Origin of the sequence: Sphingomonas pseudosanguinis (genome assembly GCF_014196255.1) — a bacterium.
Taxonomy (GTDB): domain Bacteria; phylum Pseudomonadota; class Alphaproteobacteria; order Sphingomonadales; family Sphingomonadaceae; genus Sphingomonas; species Sphingomonas pseudosanguinis.
Map to the genome: position 1 here is coordinate 88,128 of NZ_JACIDH010000008.1, position 19,760 is coordinate 107,887.

Genomic DNA, 19,760 nt, shown 5'->3' on the forward strand with positions numbered 1-19,760 from the left:
CAGGCGACGATGGCAAGCGCTGGGAGGGCACATGAGGGGATACTCCGACCAAAAGCCAGGCAAATACAGGATATGATGTTACACGCGCATGACAGGCCGCGTTCGCGTCATGACAAATGCGTCATCCTGCCATGGGATGTTGACTGCCTAGGCAATCATTGCCAAGGCAGCGATATGGTGACGCAGCAACCCGACTCCTATGACCCCGAACGCTCGGTCGGCTATCTGACCAAGCGTGTGTTCCAGCTCGCCCGGATCGGCATGGAGCCGATCTTCGAGCATGAGGAAGTCACGCACGTCCAATGGACCGCGCTGATGGCGCTTCTCTACGATCTGGCGGGGACGGCGGCGGAATTGTCGCGTCATCTGTGTCACGACACTGGTGCCACCACCCGGATCGTCGACACGCTGGAGGAGCACGGCCTGATCGCGCGGAGCCGCTGCACCGAGGATCGCCGCGTCGTGCGGCTGAGCCTGACCGACGAAGGGCGCGCAGTCGCGCATCGCTGCAAGGAGAAGGTCGTGGCGCAATGGGATGTGTGGCTGTCCGACTGGGCACCCGAGGATGTCGAGCAGATGGTCGATTATCTTCTGCGACTGCGTAACAAGCTGGAGACGGTGGCATGAAGCGCTTCGCCCTCGCCATCGGCCTGTTGCTGGCCGGCTGTTCCGCGCCACAGACGCACCCCGCCGTCGCACCGATCGCCCCGGATCGGCTGGGCTTGGGCCTGGGCGATGCGCAGGCGCCGCTCGTCGCGGCCGACTGGTGGCGTGGTCTGGGCGATGCGCAGCTCGACCGGATCATGGCCGACGCGCTGTCGGGCAACCCCTCACTCGACATCGCGCTCGCCCGCTTGCGGCAGGCGGAATCGGTGCTGGCCAGCCGCCGTGCGGACAATGGCCCCGACGTCTCGCTGAACGCGCAGGAGCAATATAGCCGGATCTCGGGCCGCTACACGATCCCGCCACCCTTTGCCGGCACGACCCAGTGGCTGGGCCAGGCGCAGGCCAATCTGAACTGGACGATCGACCTGTTCGGGCGACAGGCCACCGCGATCGGCGCCGCGCGCGCCTCGACCCGCGCCGCCGCGCTCGACGTGACGGCGGCGCGGCTCGCCATCGCCAGCGCGGTAGCGCAGACCTATGTCGAGCTGGCCCGCGCCGAGCAGCAGGCGGCCATCGCGCGCAGCACCATCGCAACGCGCAGCAATTCGCTGACGCTGATCCAGGCGCGCATCCGCAACAATCTGGCCAGCCAGCTGGACGCCACCGGTGCCCGGACGCTGCTCGCCCAGGCGCAGGTCGCGCTGGCGCGGGCGGAGGCGCAGACGGCCCTGTCGCGCAATGCATTGGCGGCACTGGCGGGACGCGGGCTGGACTATCCCGCCACCATCACGCCGACGCGGCTGGGCTTCGATACCGCGCTGCCCATGCCGGCGGCCGTGCCCGCCGATCTCCTCTCGCGCCGGCCCGACATCGCCGCCGCGCTCGCCCGGATCGAGGCGGCGAGTGCGGGCCAGGAGGTGGCGCGCAAGGCGTTCCTGCCCAACGTCAATTTGATGGCGCTGGCCGGTTTCCAGGCGGTGGGCCTGGGCAATCTGTTCACCACCGATGCCGCCACGGCGGGCGTCGGGCCGGCCATCCATCTGCCGATCTTCGACGGCGGACGGCTGCGCGCCGGGCTGGCGGGCGCGACCGCCGCGCTCGATCTGGCGACCGCCGACTATAACAACCGCGTCGTCGGCGCGGTGCGCGAAGCCGCCGATGCGGTGACGCGCAGCCGGACCATCGCCACCGAGCGGACACGACAGCGCGAGGTGGTACGCGGGTTGGCCGAGACCCGCCGCCTGAACGCCATTCGCGTGTCGACCGGGCTGCAATCGCAGCTCGGGCTGATCGATCCCGACATCCGCCAGCTCGAAGCGCAGCAGGCCGACATCAATCTCGCCGCCGACGCGGTCCAGGCGCGCATCGCGCTGGCCGTCGCGCTGGGCGGCGGTTTCTCCTCTTCCTCGCAAGGTATCACGCAATGAGCGACACCGAAGCCGCCCCCTCCACCGCACCGGCCGCCCCCACGACCCAGGCCCCGACCGGCGGCAAGCCCAAGGCGCGCCGCCTGGGCCTGACCATCCTGGTGGTGGTCGTCGTGCTGATCGCGGTCGTGTGGGCGGTGTTCCACTTCCTGCTCGCCAAGCCCGAGGAAGAGACCGACGACGCCTATGTCGCGGGCGACGTGGTGTCGATCACCGCGCGCGATCCGGGCACGGTGCTGGCCATCCACGCCGACAATACCCAGACGGTGAAGGCCGGTGCGCCGCTGATCGACCTCGATCCGGCCACCGCCGATGTCGGGTTGGCCTCGGCCGCCGCACAGCTGGCACAGGCGGTGCGCGCGACCCGCGCCGACTTCACCAAGGTCAACCAGAGCGGCGCGGCGATCGTGCAGGCGCAGGCCGAGCTGGCCCGCGCCCAGTCCGACTATGCCCGCCGCCGGGGCGCCGCCGCCGAGGGCGCGGTATCGGGCGAGGAACTGTCGCACGCCGCCGATGCGGTGAAGGTCGCCACCGCCAATCTGAACCTCGCCCGTGCGCAGGCCGCCCAGGCCAGGACCGCCGTGCAGGGGACCCAGGTCGGCACCAACCCCGCCGTGATGGCCGCCATCGCCGCCTATCGCCGCGCCGCGATCACTCGCAACCATATGCACATCATCGCGCCCATCGACGGCGTGGTCGCGCAGCGGACGGTGCAGGTCGGCCAGCAGGTCGCCGCCGGCACCCCGCTGATGGCGGTGGTGCCGCTCGACCGGCTGTGGGTCGACGCCAATTTCCGCGAGACGCAGTTGAAGGACCTGCGCATCGGCCAGCCCGCGACCATCGTCGCCGACATGTATGGCGGTAAGATCGTCTATCACGGCAAGGTCATCGGCCTGGGCGCGGGCAGCGGCAACGCCTTCGCGCTGCTGCCCCCGCAGAACGCCAGCGGCAACTGGATCAAGATCGTCCAGCGCGTGCCGGTACGCATCGGCCTGAACGTCAACGAGCTGCGCCAGAACCCGCTGCGCGTCGGCCTGTCCGCGACCGTCACGGTCGACACCGCCGATCAGCGCGGCCCGCGTATCGGCTCGGCGGCGACCCAGGCCTATCGCACCCCCGCCACCGATGCGAACGACCCGGCGGTCGAGGTCCGGATCGCGCAGATCATCGCGGCCAATCGCTGATGGCCGGCGCCCCTTCCCAGGGCGCGGGGGCGGGCCCGGCGCCGCTGACAGGCCCGGCGCTGGCGCTCGTCGCCTTCGCGCTGGCGCTGGGCACCTTCATGCAGGTGCTCGATTCGACCATCGCCAATGTCTCGCTGCCGACCATCGCGGGCAATCTGGGCGTCAGTTCGGACAATTCGACCTGGGTCGTCACCGCCTTCGCCGTCGCGAACGGCGTGGCGGTGCCGCTGACCGGCTGGTTGATGGGCAAGTTCGGCGTGGTGCGCACCTTCTGCGTCTCGGTCCTGCTGTTCACCATCGCCTCCTTCCTGTGCGGCATCGCGTGGAACCTGTCCTCGCTGATCGGCTTTCGCGTGCTGCAGGGTGCGGTGTCGGGGCCGATGATCCCGGGCAGCCAGGCACTGCTGATCTCGATCTTCCCGCCGCAGAAGCGATCGACCGCGCTCGGCATCTGGTCGATGACCACGCTCGTCGCGCCGATCATGGGGCCGATTTTGGGCGGCTATATTTCCGACAATTATCACTGGAGCTGGATCTTCCTGATCAACGTGCCGGTCGGCCTGTTCTGTGCGGGCGTGTGCTGGCGCGGGCTGTCCGCTCGCGAAACGCCGACCCGCAACCTGCCGATCGACAAGGTCGGCCTCATCATGCTGGTCGTCTGGGTCGGTGCGCTGCAAATGATGCTCGACCTGGGCAAGAATGACGACTGGTTCCATTCGACCCGTATCGTCGTCATGACGATCATCGCGGTCGTCGGCTTCATCGCCTGGCTGATCTGGGAGCTGACCGACGCCAATCCGGCGGTCGACCTGTCGCTGTTCAAAGGGCGGAACTTCGCCATCGGCACGCTGGCCTTTTGCCTGGGCTACGCAGTGTTCTTCGCCAACACGCTGCTATTGCCGCTCTGGCTCCAGACGCAGCTGGGCTATACGGCGACCTGGGCGGGGCTTGTCGCCGCGCCCAGCGGCGCGGTCGCGGTGGTGCTGACGCCCTTCGTCGCGCGGCTGTCGGGCAAGGTCGATGCGCGGATCATGGCGACGATCGCCTTCGCCGCATTCGGCCTGTCCTATTGGATGCGCTCGGGCCTCAATACCCAGGCGAGCTTCGGCGACTTCGTCCTGCCGCTGATGGTGCAGGGTATCGCGATGAGCACTTTCTTCCTGGCGATGCTGACCATCGCGCTGGACGGTGTGCCGCAGGCGCGTATCCCCTCGGCGACCGGTATCTCGAACTTCGCGCGGATCACGGCGGGCAGCTTCGCCGCCTCGCTGACCACGACCATGTGGGACCGGCGCGAGGCGCTGCACCAGGCGCATCTGGCCGAGGCGATCGGGCAGAACCCGGTCTGGCAGATGGCGCGGATGGGGCTGAACCATCTCGGGCTGACCGATACCCAGGCCGCCGCCGCCGTCACGCGCCAGATGGTGGGCCAGGCCTATCTGCTCGCCTCGACCGACATCTTCTATGTCTCGGCCTGGCTGTGCATCGTGCTGGCGGCACTGACATGGTTCACCCGGCGACCCAAGCCGCATGACGGCCCGATCGCGGCGGACTAGATTATTCCTCCCCTGCAAGGGGAGGTGGCAGTCCGCAGGACTGACGGAGGGGTGTCACCGCTGCTGGTGACACCCCTCCACCATGCTCCGCATGGTCCCCACCCCCTTGCAGGGGAGGAATGCATTGCCCTTAGCCGTCAGCTTGCTACGCTCCCCCAAAAGGGAGAGGGATGATGCTGAAAACGCTGATGATGATCGCGCTGGTCGCGGCGGTACAGGCACTCTCCGACCCACATCTGCCCACAAAGGTCGTCGACACTGTCGCCCCCACCCTGCCCGCCGGCATCGCGCACGGCGTGCTGATCGTCTCCAAGACCAATGGCTGGCGGCATTTCGAGCATATCCCGCATTCCAACGCGGTCCTGGCCGACATCGCCAAGCGGCTGGGCCGCGCGAGCTACACCACTGAGAATGCGGCGGTCTTCAACGACGACCAGTTGCGTCATTTCTCGGTGGTGGTGCTGAACAGCGCCAGCGGCGACTTCCTGACGCCCGAACAGCAAGCCGCCTTCTCGCGCTTCGTCGCGCGCGGCGGCGGTGTCGTGGCGCTCCATTCCGCCGGGGACGATAGCCACAAGACGCCGTGGTACGCCGATACGATCATCGGTACGACCTTCATCGGCCACCCCAATGGCCCCGATCATATCCAGACCGCACAGGTGACCGCGACGCAACCGCGCCATCCGATCCTGGCGGGCGTCACCTTGCCCTGGGTCGCACGCGACGAATGGTACAGCTTCGACCGCGACCCCGCCGCGCAAGGCATGACCGTGCTCGCCCAGGTGGACGAGGCCAGCTATCGCCCCGGCGAAAAGCTCCGCATGGGCGCGCACCACCCGGTCATGTGGATCAATCCGCGCACCAAAGGCCGGGTCTTCTACTCCGCACTGGGGCATGAGCCGCAGCTGTACGACGATCCGTCCTATCGCCACATCCTGACCAACGCGATCCGCTGGGCGGCGCGCTGATCGGCGGGGTCAGCATTCGACGACGTTCACCGCCAAGCCGCCCAGGCTCGTTTCCTTATATTGCGACTTCATGTCCTCGCCGGTCTGCCGCATCGTCTCGATCACCTGATCGAGGCTGACGATGTGCCGGCCGTCGCCGTGCAGCGCCAGATAGGCGGCATTGATCGCCTTGATCGCGCCCATCGTGTTGCGCTCGATACAGGGAATCTGCACCAGGCCGCCGATCGGGTCGCAGGTCAGGCCCAGATTATGCTCCATGCCGATCTCGGCGGCATTCTCGACCTGCGCCGGACTGCCGCCCAGCGCTGCCGCCAGCCCGGCCGCCGCCATCGAGCAGGCCACGCCGACCTCGCCCTGACAGCCCATTTCCGCCGCCGAGATCGACGCGCGCTTCTTGTAGAGCATCCCCACCGCCGCCGCCGTCAGCAACAGCGTGCGCGTGCCGTCACGCGTCGCGCCGTGGACGAAGGCCTCATAATAGCGCAGCACCGCCGGAATCACGCCCGCCGCGCCATTGGTCGGCGCGGTGACGACGCGGCCACCCGCCGCATTCTCCTCATTGACCGCCAGCGCCCACAGGCTGACCCATTCGAACACCAGGCTGGGGTCGGTACGTGGCCCGCGGTCGAGCAGCTTCTGCTTGATCGCCTGCGCGCGCCGTTGGACCTTCAGGCCGCCGGGCAGGATGCCCGAGGCAGCACAGCCCCGCTCGATCGAGGCGCACATCGCGTCGCGCACCCGGTCGAGAAAGGCATCGGTTTCGCCATCCTCCCGCCACGCCGCCTCGTTCGCCCGCACGATCTGCGCGATCGACAGTCCCGTCTCCGCCGTACGTTCGAGCAGTTCGGCGCCCGACGCGAAGGGATGCGCCAGCCGCCTGTTGGTCTTCATCGGCTCGGCGCCCTCCATGCGGATCGCGCCGCCACCGATCGAATAGAAGCGCCGGACGACGGCGCTGCCATCGGACAGGAAGGCGGTGAAGACCATGCCGTTCGGATGCGCCGGCAGGAAGCCGGGGCGGAACAGCAGATCGTCCTCGCAATCGAAAGCCAGCGCATGCCGCCCGTCGAGCATGATGCGGTTCGTGTCGCGGATGGTGGCGAGCATCGTCTCGATCGCATCGGGATCGATCGCCTCGGGCGTCTCGCCCGCCAGCCCCAGCAGGACCGCGCGGTCGCTATGGTGTCCCCGCCCCGTCAACGATAGCGAACCGAACAATTCGGCCTGCACCCGGTCCGGCACCAGCCCGGTGTCGAGCATCTCGGTCGCAAAGGCCTTGGCCGCGCGCATCGGTCCGACCGTGTGCGAGCTCGACGGTCCGATGCCGATGGTGAACAGCTCGGTCACGCTGACCGCGGCGACGCTGTCCTCGGCTCGTGATGGCGTGGCGGCGGGAATGGCGGGCAGGGTCAAGATCGTTCCAATTGTTACGAGTTGGCCCGACATAACCCATGCCCATCCGACTGGCCACCCGTTACCGCCCGCCCGGCGGTTCAGGCGAGCGGCGCGAGGATCGCGAAGGACTCCTTGTCGAGCGGCTCATGGAACTGGCACCCCGCCGCGAAGTCGGTCGCCCAGACGACACGGGCGATCACCTGCCCGATCTTGGGCAGACGCAGGCCGATCGTCATACCGCATTGCAGCTCGGTATAGGTTTCGAGCCGTGCGCCATGGGCGGAAATGTCCAGCACCTTGCACAGCGCGCGCGCCATGCCGTCGCTTTCATATTCGGTCTCGACCGCCACCGCCGCACGCTTCGACCGGCGGCGGCTGGGAGGTTGCAAGGGTTCGAATTCAGCGGCGAACATGGCTCGAAGCTAAAGCAGGCTGGTTAACACATCGCAAAGGAATTTTGCCGCCACAGCGCCTTACGCAAAAAAAGCCCGGCGCTCCGCGAGGAAGCACCGGGCCTTTGTCCAGCGACGCCGAATGGCGTGCGGGCGATTACTTGCGGAGCGTGAGACCGCCACCGAAACGCTTGTTGAAGCGCGCGACCTGACCGCCGGTGTCGAGCATCTGGCCACGGCCGCCGGTCCAGGCCGGGTGCGCCAGCGGATCGATGTCGAGCTGCATCGTGTCGCCTTCCTTGCCCCAGGTGGAGCGGGTTTCGAACACGGTGCCGTCGGTCATCTGCACCTTGATCATGTGATAGTCGGGATGCGTGTCGGTCTTCATGATATTGCTCCGGAAATGGCTGGTTCCGACCAGCCTGAAAGCGGGAAGCGCGGCCCATAGCGGACCGCGCTCCGTTAGTCAAAACCGCGACCGCTTACACCTCGGCGGCGGGCGGGTCGGCGATCATCGCGGTAAAATGGGCTTCCGCCACGACCACGCCGTCGATCTTGGCCACGCCGGCGAACTTGCAGACGCGGGTCCGCTTCGACACGAACTCGACCTCCAGATGGAGGAGGACGCCGGGTTCGACGGGCTTGCGGAACTTCACGCCGTCGATCGACATGAAGTAGACGAGTTTGCCCGAGTTCGCGAGGCCCAGGCTTTCCACGCCCAGGACGCCGGCGGCCTGCGCCAACGCCTCGACGATCAACACGCCCGGCATGATCGGACGGCCGGGATAATGGCCCTGGAAAAAGGCCTCGTTGATCGTCACCGCCTTCACCGCGCGGATCGACGTGTCGAGGATCAGCTCCTCGACACGATCGACCAGCAGCATCGGGTAACGATGCGGGATCGCCGCCATGACCCGGGTAACGTCCATCGGGCCGATGACGGTCTTCACCCCGTCCGTCGTTGCGTCAGTCATCGGCGGAGATTACCGGCCGCTGTTCTGACGGCGCGCCGGTGCCGCTGCCGGCGCGGCGGCGGGGGCCGGTGCGTTGGCCGGGGTCGCGGCCTGCTGGCCACCCTGGCCCGGCTGCCAGTTGGCGGGCGGCGTGATGCTGACGGTCGGGACCAGCTTGTCCAGCTCGGCGGTCACGGCGGTGGTGATGTCGGCGGTCGGCTGCATGAACAGCACGGCCTGCGGGCTGACCAGCAGGCTGACATTCTTAGCGCGCACGGCGTTCTGCACCGCTTCGCCCAGACGCGCCTGGAGCTGCTCGACCGCATAGGTCTGCGCACGGACCGCCGGCTGAGTCAGGCGCTGCAGTTCCTGGTTCGCCGCCTGCTGGCGGGTCTCGATCTGCTCGGCCTGGGTGCGCAGCGCGGTCTGGTTGGCGTTGGGCTGCGAACGCGCGGTCTGGAACGCCTGGACCAGCGGCTCCAGCTCGCGGGTCAGCGCGGTGCGGCGCGTCTCGGCCTGGTCGAGCTGGGTCTTGTAGGTGGTCTCGATCTGCTGGCGGGCGGCGGCCCAGGCGCGCGAACCGGCGATCGCGCCCTGCGGATCGGCGACGGCGACACCGTTGACCTGCGCCTGCGCGCTGGTCGCGACGGTGGCGGCCGGGGCCACCAGGGCCGCCGCGAGGAGGAGCTTGGAAATCGTCTTCATCAGAACTGCGTCCCTACGTTGAAAGTGATGAGCTTGGGGTCGTCGCCCGGCTGCGTGACCAATGCCTTGGCCAGGTCGATGCGCAGCGGTCCAAATGGTGAATTCCAGTTCACGCCGATACCGATCGACACGCGCGGCTTCCACGTGCCGCCGTAGAATTCCTCGAGGGTGTAATTGGTGTTCTGGACCGCGGTGTTGACCGACGTGCCGGTGCAGGCACCACCCAGGGTCGACGAGAACCCGACCGGGCAGGTCGTCTGCAGGCCGGCGTTCGGATCGGTCGTTCCCGCCGCGGGTGTGGGCACCTGATACAGCGGCCGCCCCTGCTGATCGGTCGCCGCGATCGGCGCCAGGGTGGGCGAACCATCCTTATTGAACAGCAGCTTGCCGTTCGCATCCTTCGCCTGCGGGAAGCCCAGCGAGGGGAGCGGACGGGTGATGCCCCACAGGCTGCCCGCCTGGACATAGATGCTGGGCCGCAGACCCATTTCACGGGCGCCCGAACCGAGCGGCAGTTCCAGTTCGGCACGCGCCAGATAATAAGCGCGGCCGCCCAGTGCGTCGTCGAAGAACCGCTGGCGGTCCGTCTCGCGCGTCTGCGTACCGTCTGCCGCCACATTGTACGGGATACGCAGCACGCGCGGGCCGACGCCACGGATGTCGAAACCGCGGAACTGCGGCTCGCCCAGATAGAAACGGTCGACGATACGGACCGGATCGATACCGGGGCCACGGCTCTTTTCCAGCGAGTGGATATAGCCGCCCTCACCCAGCACCGAGAACACGAAGCCCTTGCCCAGGCCCATGAACTTGGCACCTTCGGCGCGCGTGCGGATATATTTCACGTCGCCGCCCAGACCGGCGAAGTCCTGGCTCAGCGAGAAGCGATGACCGGCGGTCGGACGCAGACGGCTGTTCAGGCTGTCGAAGATCAGTGAATAGCCGATCGACGAGGTCCAGCGGTTGCCGACCGAGTCGCAGAAATAGCGACCCACCTGTTGGAAGTTACAGCTGCCATCGGCGTTGAAGAAGTCGCGCGCCAGGCCGACCTCGTCATAGCTGAGACCATAGCGGCCCGACAGCGACCAATATTCGGTCAACGGCACGCCGGCACGGACCTGGAAGCCGGTCGAGACCTGGGTGTAGGTCGTCTGGCGCGACCCCAGGTTGAAGTTGAACGAGTTGAAGTCGCGGCGGAACACGTCGACGCCCAGCGCGATATTCTTGTCGAACACATAGGGCTCGGTGAAGCCCAGTTCGATCGACTTCTGGTAAGCCGAATAATTCACGCCGGCGCGCAGTTCCTGGCCCTTGCCGCGGAAGTTGCGCTGGGTGATGTTCGCCTGGACGATGAAGCGCTCGAGCGACGAGTAACCGGCCGACAGCTGGAGCGAGCCGGTCGACTGTTCCTCGACATTCGTTTCCAGCACGATACGGTCGGGCGTCGAGCCGGGGTTCTGTTTGATCTCCAGCTTTTCCTGGAAATAGCCGAGCGAGTTGATGCGGTCCTGGCTGCGGCGGACCTGGAAGCTGTTGAAGGCATCACCCTCGGCCACGCGGATTTCGCGGCGGACGACCTTGTCCTGCGTCTGCGTGTTGCCGTTGATGTCGATGCGCTCGATATAGGTGCGCTTCGCCTCGGCGATGTTGAACGTGATCGACATGGTCAGCGTGTCCTTGTCACGCTGGAAGTCGGGGTTCACATCGGTGAAGGCATAGCCGAACAGGCCCGCCGTCTGGCTGAGGCTGTCGATCGAGTCCTCGACCAGCTTGGCGTTGTACCAGTCACCCTTCTTCATCGGCAGCGACGCGGCGAGCTTGGTATTGTCGAAGTCGCGGATCTGGCTGTCGACCTTCACATCGCCGAACTTGTAGCGCGGACCTTCCTCGACCACATAGGTGATGATGAAGTCGCGCTTGTCCGGCGTCAGCTCGGCGACCGCGCTGGTCACGCGGAAATCGGCATAGCCGTTGGTCAGATAGAATTGGCGCAGCTTCTGCTGGTCGGCGGCCAGGCGGTCCTGGTCGTAGCTGGTGGCCGAGGACAGGAAGCGGAACCAGCGCGACTGCTTGGTGAACATCGCACCGCGCAATTCGTCGTCCGAGAACTTCTCGTTGCCGATGATGTTGATCTGGCGGACCTTGGACTTCGGCCCCTCGCTGATCTCGAACACGATATCGACGCGGTTCTGGTCGAGATTGACCATCTTCGGTTCGACCACCGCGCCGAACCGGCCCTGGCGGCGATACAGCTCGACGATGCGCGCCACGTCCTGGCGGACGGCGGTGCGGGTGAAGATCTGCCGCGGCGCGAGCTTGATCTCCTTCTTGATCTTGTCGTCCTTCAGGCGCTTGTTGCCCTCCAGGATCACCCGGTTGATGATCGGGTTTTCGCGGACGCGCAGGACGATGTCGCCGGTCTCGACGCCCGAGATCGAATAGTCGGCGAACAGCTCCGACGCCTGCAGATCCTTTAGCGCCTGGTCGAGCGTTTCGGGCGTGTAGGGAATGCCCTGACGCAGCTTGGTGTAGGAGAGCACCGTCTCCGGCTCGATACGCTGCGCGCCCTCGACCCGCAGCGTCTTGATCACCCGCTGCGGTGCCGGTGCGGCCACCTGGGTCGCGGTCGTCTGCGGCGCGGCACCGGCCGGCGCGACCTGCGCCATGACGGGAACACCCGACAGCATCGTGCCCGCCAGCAGCATGGCGCCTGCGCGCACAGTCTTCATACCCGTCATTGCTGTCACCAAACCCACCCCAGAAAAGTCGAACCGACCCCTGTCGTACTCGCGCCCTGCCCCATCGGCGTCACCCGATCAAGCCGGCGATATTCTTCCAAAGCCCCAAATTGCCCAGATCGTTGAACGTCACGAACAGCATCAGGGCCAGGATCGCGATCAAACCGCCGCGAAACGCCCATTCCTGAGCCGCCGGCTCCAGGGGGCGTCGCCGCACGGCTTCGATCGCATAAAAGAAAAGATGGCCGCCATCCAGCATCGGCACCGGCAACAGGTTGATGAACCCCAGATTGATGGACACCAGGGCCACGAAGAAAACAAAGGCGTCGAGGCCCAGCGACATCTGCTCGCCCGACACCTTGGCGATCGAGACGGGGCCGCCCAGTTCCTTGACCGAACGGCGGCCGGAAATCACCTGCCCCAGCGTCTCGACCATCATGCGGAAGATCTCGCCGGTCCGCTTCACCGCCACGACCGGCGCGCGCAGCAGGCCGACCGGCTGGACGTCGATCGTGCCCGCGCCGCGCAGGCCCAGCCGGCCGACGCGATATTCGTTGCCGAAGCGGTCGCGCTGCTGATCGGTGCCGATGGTCGTCGACGTGGTGAAGGGCGTGCCGTTCCGCGTCGCGGCGATCGTCACGCGCTCACCGGCGCGAATCTGCACATAGCGCGCGATGTCGGCGAAGTCGGTGACCTCCCGGCCGTCGATCGCGGTGACCCGGTCGCCCGGCTTCAGTCCGGTCGCGGCCGCCGCGCTGCCCGGCATCACCTGTCCGACGACCGGCGGGATCACGACCTCGCCATAGGCATAGGCGAAGCCGGCGAGGATCAGGATGGCGGCGAGGAAATTGATCGCCGGCCCCGCCGCGACGATGATCGCGCGCTGCCATACCGGCTTGGCCTGGAAGGTGCGCGCGCGCTCCTCAGGGGGCAGCGACAGCCAGGCTGCGTCCGCCTGGCTGGCCGGGTTCATGTCGCCGGCGAACTTCACATAGCCGCCCAGCGGCAGCCAGCCGATCTTCCACCGCGTGCCGCGCTTGTCGGTGAAGCCGGCGATCTCGCGACCGAAGCCGATCGCGAACGTCTCGGCCTTCACGCCGAACCAGCGGCCGGCGAGATAATGCCCCATCTCGTGAACGAACACGAGCGGACCGAGCGCGCAAACAAAGGCCAGGATGGTCAGCAACAGGCCGGGGGTTTCGATCAAACGATGCAATCCTCTACGCGCTCGCCCGCCAAGACCCTCGCCTCCGCATCGATCGCGATCACTGCGTCGAGCGTTTCCGGCGGGGCCGGGTCGTAGCGATGGAGAACATCCTCGACGATTGCGGCAATTTCGAGGAAGCCGATGCGCTTGCCGAGAAAAGCCGCCACCGCGATTTCGTTGGCGGCGTTCAGGATGGCCGGCGCCGCCCCACCCGCCTCCAGCGCGGCACGTGCCAGCCGCAGCGCGGGGAAGAGCACCGGATCGGGCGCGGCGAAGTCCATCCGCCCCAAGGCGACCAGGTCGAGCGGCGCCATCGGCGTCGGCATCCGGTCGGGCCAGGCCAGGCAATGCGCGATCGGCACGCGCATGTCCGACGGGCCGAGCTGCGCCAGCATCGAGCCATCGATATAATCGACCGCCGAATGGATGACCGATTGCGGGTGCAGCACGATCTCGATCCGGTCGGAGGGGACCGGGAACAGGCGCGCGGCCTCGATCAGCTCCAGCCCCTTGTTCATCATCGTCGCCGAGTCGACCGAGATCTTCGCGCCCATCGACCAGTTGGGATGCGCCACCGCCTGCTCGGGAGTGACGCGGCGCATGTCCTCGGTCGTCCAGGTGCGGAACGGTCCGCCGCTGGCGGTCAGGACGATCCGGCGCACCCGTTCGGGGCGGTCGAAGTCGAAGCACTGATAGATGGCGTTGTGCTCGCTGTCGGCCGGGAGCAGCGTCGCACCCGCCTTGGCCGCAGCCGCCAGCACCACCTCGCCCGCCGAGACCAACGGCTCCTTGTTGGCCAGCACCACCGTGCCGCCATTGGCGATGGCGGCCATGGCCGGCTCGAGCCCTGCGCAACCGACGATCGCGCCCATGGTCCAGTCGGCATGCAGCGCCGCCGCCTCGATCACCGCCGTACGCCCCCCCGCCACGCGGGTCTCGGTGCCGGCCAGCGCGTCGCGCAGATCGGGCAGACAGCTTTCGTCCGCCACGACCGCAAGTTCGGCATGGGTGCGCCGAGCAGCGGCGGCCAGCTTGGCCACGTCGCAATTGGCGGTCAGCGCGCGGACACGGTAACGGTCCGGCTCACGCTCGATCAGGTCGAGGGTCGAGGTGCCGACCGAACCGGTCGCGCCCAAAATGGTTACGCTGCGCATCAGAACAGGTCCGGCAGGAAGATCAGAAGAGCCGCGATCGGCGCGACCGGCACGATACCGTCCAGCCGGTCCATCACGCCGCCATGGCCGGGCAGCACATTGCCGCTATCCTTGACCCCGGCCCGCCGCTTGAGCGCGCTTTCGAAGAGGTCGCCGCCCTGCGCCAGCACTGCCAGCACGGGCGTCGCAATGACGAGATGCAGCGGCAAACCATGCGCCCAGCGCATGACGACCGCGAGCAGCGTCGCCGCCGCCACGCCACCGATCAGGCCGGACCAGGTCTTGGCGGGACTGATTTTGGGCGCCAACTTCGGCCCGCCGAACTGCCGCCCGACGAAGAAAGCGCCGCTGTCGCAGGCCCAGACCAGCGCCATCGCCCAGAGCGACAGCGCCAGGCCATCGACATGCAGCCGAATGGCGAGCAGCGACAGGACCGGCAGACCGACATAGAGCGCGCCCGCACCATATTCGGGCCGCCGCGAAATGATCGTCAGGAAGAAGAAGGCGGCAGCGATCAACCCAAGCGCGAAAAAGCCCGGTCCGGCGGCCAGCCCCGGCGCCATGATCGCCAGCGGCACCGACAAGGTAAACTGCGCCAGCCGCTTGCGCGAACGGTCCACCTTCAACAGGTCGGACCATTCGGCCATCATGAACAGCCCGACGACGACGGCGAGCAGCCAGAAGGCCAGACCGCCCAGGGCCAGACAGAGGCTGGCCACCGCGATCATCACGACGCTGGCCAACACCCGCTTGGTCAGGTTGGACATGCTTTTGACCGGGGCCGCTTCGTGCGCTCCGGTCTTGGGGGATTCGGGATCGGTCACAGGCCGCCGAAACGCCTGTGACGTCGGCCGAACTCGGCCACCGCATCGGCCAGCGCGGTTTCGTCGAAATCGGGCCAGAGCGTGTCGACGAACAACAGCTCGGCATAGGCCGCCTGCCACAGCAGGAAGTTGGACAGGCGCTGCTCGCCCGAGGTGCGGATCACCAGATCGAGCGGCGGCAGGCCGTTGGTCTGCAATTCGCCTTCGATTGCCTCCGGTGTGATCGCGTCGGCCGCCATTTCGCCGGCCGCGACCTTGCCGGCCAGCCGCCGGGCGGCCTCGACCAGCTCGGCCTGCGCACCGTAATTCAGCGCGATGGCCAGGATCGGGCCGCTATTGGCCGCCGTGCGCGCGACCGCATCGTCGATCATCGCGACCAGATCGGCGGGGAAGCGACGATAATCGCCGATCACCCGCAACCGGACATTGTCCGACACCAGCTCGGCCAGATCCTTGCGCAGAAAGATGCGCAGCAGACCCATCAGGTCGCTGATCTCGGTCTCGGGCCGCCGCCAATTCTCCGACGAGAAGGCGTAGAGCGTCAGCGCCTCGATCCCCATCGCCCGCGCCGCACGCGCGATCCGGCGCACGGCGTCGACACCGGCCTTGTGGCCGGCGAAGCGGGGCAGCAGACGGCGTTTGGCCCAGCGGCCATTACCGTCCATGATGATCGCGACGTGACGCGGGACCGCACCCGTATCGGGCACGGCCACCAGCGACCCCAGAGCCGTCTGGGCCGAGGCGGCCGGAGGACTCACTTGCCCAGGATTTCCTTTTCCTTGGCCGCCGCCGCCGCATCCAGCTCGGCGATGGTGGCGTCGGTCAGCTTCTGGACTTCGGTCTCGTGACGCTTGCGCTCGTCCTCGCCGAAAACACCCTTCTTCTCGTCGACCTTCAGGCTGTCCATGCCGTCGCGACGCACGTTGCGCACCGCGATGCGCGCGCCCTCGGCGTACTTGCCGGCCAGCTTGGCGAGCTCCTTGCGGCGCTCCTCGGTCAGGTCGGGGATCGGCAGGCGCAGCGTCTGGCCGTCATTGATCGGGTTGAGGCCCAGACCCGCCGAGCGGATCGCCTTCTCGACCGACGACACGTTCGAGCGGTCCCAGACCTGCACCGACAGCATGCGCGGCTCGGGGGCGGAAACGGTCGCGACCTGGTTCAACGGCATGTGGCTGCCATAGACCTCGACCGTCACCGGATCGAGCAGCGCGGTCGAGGCGCGGCCGGTGCGCAGGCCGTTCAGGTCGTGCTTCAGCGACTCCACCGCGCCCTGCATGCGGCGTTCGAGATCGGACTTGTCATAAGCGGCCATGGTTTACGCTCCTTGGTTCTGGACGATCGTCGACACGCCTTCGCCGGCGAGCACGGCACCGAAATTGCCGTGCTGGCGGATGTTGAAGACGACGATCGGGATATTGTTGTCGCGGCACAGCGCGATGGCCGAGGCGTCCATGACCTTCAGGTCATCGGACAGGACCTTGGAATAGCTGACCGTTTCATAACGGGTCGCGGTCGGCACCTTCTTCGGGTCCGCATCATAGACGCCGTCGACGCTGGTGCCCTTGAACAAAGCGTCGCACTTCATCTCGGCGGCGCGCAGCGCGGCGCCGCTATCGGTGGTGAAGAAGGGCGAGCCGACACCGGCGGCGAAGATCACCACGCGGCCCTTTTCCAGATGTCGCTCGGCGCGGCGACGGATGAAGGGTTCGCACACGCTCGCCATCGGGATGGCGGACTGCACGCGGGTATCGACGCCGATCTGCTCCAGCGCGTTCTGCACCGCCAGCGCGTTCATCACGGTCGCCAGCATGCCCATATAATCGGCGGTCGCCCGCTCGATACCCTTGGCCGCTGCCGACAGACCGCGGAAGATGTTGCCGCCACCGACGACGACGCACAGTTCATAGCCCTTGGCCCGCACATCGGCGATCTCCTGCGCGACACGCGCGGTGATCTCCGGCGAGATGGCCAAGCCCCCCTCGCCCATCAGGACCTCGCCCGACAATTTGAGGAGGATGCGTTTAAAGGGCGGGGTGGTCATCGTTTCTCGGATCTTGGTCATGAAAGTGGCGCGGACCTTAGGCGGCGTCAGGGCGGCGGGCAACCGTGGAGCGGCGGGTTGCGGGGATTTTCGTGGGACGCGTGCAAGCGCCCCCGGCCCATGACCCCATCCCCGTTCAGGCTGAGCGAAGTCGAAGCCCATGCGACTCCGTTCATCGCGTGCCCTTCGACTTCGCTCAGGGCGAACGGAGGTTGGAAATTCCATTCCTCCCCAAGCTCGCTTGGGGAGGGGGACCGCGCCCGCAGGGCGTGGTGGAGGGGCATGACCCGCCTGTCATGGCCCCTCCACCATCGCTAACGCGATGGTCCCCCTCCCCGAGCGTAGCTCAGGGAGGATTTGAAGAAGCCCCCAAACGCAAAGAGAGCGGCCACCTTGCGGCAGCCGCTCCCCTTGAACCGTCACCGTCCCATCAAGGGACGGCGCGAAGGATTACGCCTTCTGCGGAACGCCCGAAGCCGCCGCCACTTCGGCCGCGAAGTCCGACGCTTCCTTCTCGATGCCCTCGCCCAGCTGGAAGCGGACATAGTCCACCAGCTTGATCTCGGCACCGGCGTCCTTGCCTGCCTTCGCCACGACGTCGCTGATCTTGGTCTTGCCGTCGATCACGAACAGCTGGCTGACCAGCGCGTGCTCCTTGCGGTACTTGGCGATGCCGCCTTCGACCATCTTGGCGATGATGTCGGCGGGCTTGCCCGATTCGGCGGCCTTTTCGGTCGCGATCGCGCGCTCACGCTCGATCTCGGCCTCGTCCAGGTCTTCCTCGTTCAGCGCCTTCGGGAAAGCAGCGGCGATGTGCATCGCCAGCTGACGGCCCAGCGACTGCAGCACCTCGTCAGCGGCTTCCGACTCCAGCGCGACCAGCACGCCGATCTTGCCCAGGCCCGGCGCCTGCTGGTTGTGGACGTAGGACACGACCGCGCCCTTCGACACTTCGAGGCGCTTGGCGCGACGCAGCGACTGGTTCTCACCGATCGTCGCGACATTGTTGGTCAGCACTTCGGCGACGGTGCCGCCCTGCGGCATCGCTTCGTTCTTCAGCGCCTCGATGTCGTCGCTGGTCTTCAGCGCGATCGCGGTCACGTCCTTCACGAACGCCTGGAACTGGTCGTTCTTGGCGACGAAGTCGGTTTCCGAGTTCACTTCGACGGCAGCACCGACGGTGCCGTTGGTGGCGACGCCGACCAGACCCTCGGCGGCGGTACGGCTCGACTTCTTCTGCGCGGCCGCCAGGCCCTTCGTGCGCAGCCAGTCCAGCGCGGCGTCCATGTCGCCATTCGCCTCGGCCAGCGCCTTCTTGCAGTCCATCATGCCCGCGCCGCTCTTTTCGCGCAGGTCCTTGACCATCGCTGCGGTGATATCGGCCATTGTCTCAATCCTCTGTCTGAAAAGGGGGATGCGGGTAGGGCCGCCCCATCGGAGGCGGCCCTTAGCACGGCTTGCATGTCAAGCCGATGTCACCGACCGGCGAGTTGCCCCATCCGGTCGATGATCGCCCCGCCCGCACCGCGGGGCTTTGTCACGCGATTATGCGTCGATCTGGCGCTCGGCCTCGACCGCCTGCTCGGCGGTTTCGGTCGGGGCAACGGTCAGCGCGTCCTCGACGGGCGGCTCGGCCATTGCGCCGAAGTCCGCACCGCCACGGCGCTGCTGCTCGTGACCGCCACGGGTCGCGGCGATGGCAACGGCTTCGCAGTACAGACGGATCGCGCGGCTGGCGTCGTCATTCGCCGGAACCGGGAAGGCGATGCCGTCGGGCGAGACGTTCGAATCGAGGATCGCAACGACGGGAATACCCAGCGTGTTGGCTTCCTTGATCGCCAGCTCTTCCTTGTTGGCGTCGATCACGAACATCACGTCCGGGATGCCGCCCATGTCGCGGATGCCGCCCAGCGACAGCTCGAGCTTGTCGCGCTCGCGGGTCAGGTTCAGCACTTCCTTCTTGGTCAGGCCGTGCGTGTCGCCCGACAGCTGCTCTTCAAGGGTCTTGAGGCGCTTGATCGAGTTCGAGATCGTCTTCCAGTTGGTGAGCATGCCGCCCAGCCAGCGGTGGTTGACGAAGTGCTGGCCAGCGCGGCGAGCGGCCTCGGCGACCGGCTCCTGCGCCTGGCGCTTGGTGCCGACGAACAGGACCTTGCCACCGCCAGCGACGGTCGAGCTGATGAACTCCAGAGCGCGCGCGAAGAGCGGCACGGTCTGCGACAGGTCGAGGATGTGGACGCCGTTGCGGTCGCCAAAGATGTAGGGCTTCATCTTCGGGTTCCAGCGGTGGGTCTGGTGGCCGAAGTGCGCGCCGGTCTCGACCAGCTGCTGCATGGTGACGACGGGTGCCGCCATAATCTAATTCCTTCCGGTTATGCCTCTGGGAAGCGGATGACGCGGCGGGCAAAGCCCATGCGCACCGAAATATGATGCTTCCCATGCGGTGTTGAGGAGCGCGCCCTTAGCGAACGGGATACGCCATGGCAAGCGCGTTCCGCTGTTCACTTTTGTTCCAAACGCCGTTGACTCGGGAACAGTGGTGGAACATAAGATGACCGCAAGAGGGAACACGGCTTGATTGCGGTTAATCGCGAACGCAACGTCGTTGAT

General features: G+C 66.9%; 19 protein-coding genes. 5 read left to right on the plus strand and 14 right to left on the minus strand.

Annotated features, from left to right (window positions below; translation table 11 throughout):
• Positions 1 to 174: 174 nt before the first annotated feature.
• The 5 genes from GGR48_RS10465 to GGR48_RS10485 all read left to right on the plus strand — a co-directional run bounded on the left by GGR48_RS10465 (position 175) and on the right by GGR48_RS10485 (position 5,741).
• Positions 175 to 627, plus strand: coding sequence for a MarR family winged helix-turn-helix transcriptional regulator (locus GGR48_RS10465; protein ID WP_183951857.1), 453 nt, complete (start codon positions 175 to 177; stop codon positions 625 to 627).
• Positions 624 to 2,033, plus strand: coding sequence for an efflux transporter outer membrane subunit (locus GGR48_RS10470; protein ID WP_183951858.1), 1,410 nt, complete (start codon positions 624 to 626; stop codon positions 2,031 to 2,033). The genes GGR48_RS10465 and GGR48_RS10470 overlap by 4 nt, the downstream gene beginning before the upstream one ends.
• On the plus strand, positions 2,030 to 3,217 hold the full coding sequence (locus GGR48_RS10475) for an HlyD/EmrA/EmrK family protein (RefSeq protein ID WP_183951859.1): 1,188 nt from the start codon (positions 2,030 to 2,032) through the stop codon (positions 3,215 to 3,217). The genes GGR48_RS10470 and GGR48_RS10475 overlap by 4 nt, the downstream gene beginning before the upstream one ends.
• On the plus strand, positions 3,217 to 4,773 hold the full coding sequence (locus GGR48_RS10480) for a DHA2 family efflux MFS transporter permease subunit (protein WP_183951860.1): 1,557 nt from the start codon (positions 3,217 to 3,219) through the stop codon (positions 4,771 to 4,773). The genes GGR48_RS10475 and GGR48_RS10480 overlap by 1 nt, the downstream gene beginning before the upstream one ends.
• Before the next feature lie 173 nt (positions 4,774 to 4,946).
• Positions 4,947 to 5,741, plus strand: coding sequence for a ThuA domain-containing protein (locus tag GGR48_RS10485; protein ID WP_240456018.1), 795 nt, complete (start codon positions 4,947 to 4,949; stop codon positions 5,739 to 5,741).
• A 9-nt stretch (positions 5,742 to 5,750) separates the two neighbouring features.
• On the opposite strand, the gene GGR48_RS10490 is transcribed toward GGR48_RS10485, so the two are convergent.
• From GGR48_RS10490 to rpsB, 14 genes are all read right to left on the minus strand, one after another.
• The gene (locus GGR48_RS10490; protein ID WP_183951862.1) at positions 5,751 to 7,154 is read right to left on the minus strand and encodes an L-serine ammonia-lyase; all 1,404 of its coding nucleotides are present in this window, start codon (positions 7,152 to 7,154) and stop codon (positions 5,751 to 5,753) included.
• Positions 7,155 to 7,234: 80 nt separating this feature from the next.
• Complete coding sequence (locus GGR48_RS10495; RefSeq protein ID WP_183951863.1) at positions 7,235 to 7,549, minus strand: PilZ domain-containing protein; 315 nt, start codon at positions 7,547 to 7,549, stop codon at positions 7,235 to 7,237.
• A gap of 136 nt (positions 7,550 to 7,685) precedes the next feature.
• Positions 7,686 to 7,916 carry a 50S ribosomal protein L31 gene (gene rpmE, locus GGR48_RS10500; RefSeq protein ID WP_007404343.1) on the minus strand — a complete coding sequence of 77 codons (231 nt, stop codon included), beginning with the start codon at positions 7,914 to 7,916 and terminating at the stop codon, positions 7,686 to 7,688.
• A 94-nt stretch (positions 7,917 to 8,010) separates the two neighbouring features.
• Entirely contained in the window at positions 8,011 to 8,502 is a 492-nt protein-coding gene (fabZ, locus tag GGR48_RS10505) for a 3-hydroxyacyl-ACP dehydratase FabZ (protein ID WP_183951864.1), read from the minus strand.
• 9 nt (positions 8,503 to 8,511) lie between these two features.
• Positions 8,512 to 9,186, minus strand: a complete 675-nt coding sequence (locus tag GGR48_RS10510) for an OmpH family outer membrane protein (RefSeq protein ID WP_221211472.1) — start codon at positions 9,184 to 9,186, stop codon at positions 8,512 to 8,514.
• Positions 9,186 to 11,915, minus strand: coding sequence for an outer membrane protein assembly factor BamA (gene bamA / locus GGR48_RS10515; RefSeq protein WP_183951865.1), 2,730 nt, complete (start codon positions 11,913 to 11,915; stop codon positions 9,186 to 9,188). The genes GGR48_RS10510 and bamA overlap by 1 nt, the downstream gene beginning before the upstream one ends.
• Positions 11,916 to 11,994: 79 nt before the next feature.
• Entirely contained in the window at positions 11,995 to 13,131 is a 1,137-nt protein-coding gene (rseP, locus tag GGR48_RS10520) for an RIP metalloprotease RseP (protein WP_183951866.1), read from the minus strand.
• Positions 13,128 to 14,285 (minus strand): 1-deoxy-D-xylulose-5-phosphate reductoisomerase, encoded by a 1,158-nt coding sequence (gene dxr / locus GGR48_RS10525; RefSeq protein WP_183951867.1) that lies wholly within the window; start codon positions 14,283 to 14,285, stop codon positions 13,128 to 13,130. Before dxr ends, rseP begins: the two co-directional genes overlap by 4 nt.
• Positions 14,285 to 15,052, minus strand: a complete 768-nt coding sequence (locus GGR48_RS10530) for a phosphatidate cytidylyltransferase (protein WP_183951908.1) — start codon at positions 15,050 to 15,052, stop codon at positions 14,285 to 14,287. Before GGR48_RS10530 ends, dxr begins: the two co-directional genes overlap by 1 nt.
• Positions 15,053 to 15,105: 53 nt before the next feature.
• Positions 15,106 to 15,822, minus strand: a complete 717-nt coding sequence (locus GGR48_RS10535; RefSeq protein ID WP_183951909.1) for an isoprenyl transferase — start codon at positions 15,820 to 15,822, stop codon at positions 15,106 to 15,108.
• A 41-nt stretch (positions 15,823 to 15,863) separates the two neighbouring features.
• On the minus strand, positions 15,864 to 16,421 hold the full coding sequence (gene frr / locus GGR48_RS10540; RefSeq protein WP_183951868.1) for a ribosome recycling factor: 558 nt from the start codon (positions 16,419 to 16,421) through the stop codon (positions 15,864 to 15,866).
• Between the two features lie 3 nt (positions 16,422 to 16,424).
• Positions 16,425 to 17,150: a UMP kinase gene (pyrH, locus tag GGR48_RS10545; RefSeq protein ID WP_183951869.1), complete on the minus strand. Its 726-nt coding sequence runs from the start codon at positions 17,148 to 17,150 to the stop codon at positions 16,425 to 16,427.
• Positions 17,151 to 17,600: 450 nt separating this feature from the next.
• Positions 17,601 to 18,536 carry a translation elongation factor Ts gene (tsf, locus tag GGR48_RS10550; RefSeq protein ID WP_183951870.1) on the minus strand — a complete coding sequence of 312 codons (936 nt, stop codon included), beginning with the start codon at positions 18,534 to 18,536 and terminating at the stop codon, positions 17,601 to 17,603.
• Positions 18,537 to 18,695: 159 nt separating this feature from the next.
• A complete protein-coding gene (gene rpsB / locus GGR48_RS10555) occupies positions 18,696 to 19,505 on the minus strand; it encodes a 30S ribosomal protein S2 (protein WP_183951871.1) in 810 nt (269 codons plus the stop codon).
• Between the last annotated feature and the right edge of the window lie 255 nt (positions 19,506 to 19,760).

Excerpts from the sequence above, each read along its gene's own strand:
- GGR48_RS10530 (WP_183951908.1), bottom strand. The coding sequence starts at position 15,052 with ATGTCCAACCTGACCAAGCGGGTGTTGGCCAGCGTCGTGATGATCGCG.
- GGR48_RS10510 (WP_221211472.1), bottom strand. The coding sequence starts at position 9,186 with ATGAAGACGATTTCCAAGCTCCTCCTCGCGGCGGCCCTGGTGGCCCCG.
- GGR48_RS10470 (WP_183951858.1), top strand. The coding sequence starts at position 624 with ATGAAGCGCTTCGCCCTCGCCATCGGCCTGTTGCTGGCCGGCTGTTCC.
- dxr (WP_183951867.1), bottom strand. The coding sequence starts at position 14,285 with ATGCGCAGCGTAACCATTTTGGGCGCGACCGGTTCGGTCGGCACCTCG.
- frr (WP_183951868.1), bottom strand. The coding sequence starts at position 16,421 with ATGGCCGCTTATGACAAGTCCGATCTCGAACGCCGCATGCAGGGCGCG.
- pyrH (WP_183951869.1), bottom strand. The coding sequence starts at position 17,150 with ATGACCACCCCGCCCTTTAAACGCATCCTCCTCAAATTGTCGGGCGAG.
- bamA (WP_183951865.1), bottom strand. The coding sequence starts at position 11,915 with ATGAAGACTGTGCGCGCAGGCGCCATGCTGCTGGCGGGCACGATGCTG.
- GGR48_RS10480 (WP_183951860.1), top strand. The coding sequence starts at position 3,217 with ATGGCCGGCGCCCCTTCCCAGGGCGCGGGGGCGGGCCCGGCGCCGCTG.
- rpsB (WP_183951871.1), bottom strand. The coding sequence starts at position 19,505 with ATGGCGGCACCCGTCGTCACCATGCAGCAGCTGGTCGAGACCGGCGCG.
- fabZ (WP_183951864.1), bottom strand. The coding sequence starts at position 8,502 with ATGACTGACGCAACGACGGACGGGGTGAAGACCGTCATCGGCCCGATG.
- GGR48_RS10485 (WP_240456018.1), top strand. The coding sequence starts at position 4,947 with ATGCTGAAAACGCTGATGATGATCGCGCTGGTCGCGGCGGTACAGGCA.
- GGR48_RS10495 (WP_183951863.1), bottom strand. The coding sequence starts at position 7,549 with ATGTTCGCCGCTGAATTCGAACCCTTGCAACCTCCCAGCCGCCGCCGG.
- GGR48_RS10465 (WP_183951857.1), top strand. The coding sequence starts at position 175 with ATGGTGACGCAGCAACCCGACTCCTATGACCCCGAACGCTCGGTCGGC.
- tsf (WP_183951870.1), bottom strand. The coding sequence starts at position 18,536 with ATGGCCGATATCACCGCAGCGATGGTCAAGGACCTGCGCGAAAAGAGC.
- GGR48_RS10475 (WP_183951859.1), top strand. The coding sequence starts at position 2,030 with ATGAGCGACACCGAAGCCGCCCCCTCCACCGCACCGGCCGCCCCCACG.
- rpmE (WP_007404343.1), bottom strand. The coding sequence starts at position 7,916 with ATGAAGACCGACACGCATCCCGACTATCACATGATCAAGGTGCAGATG.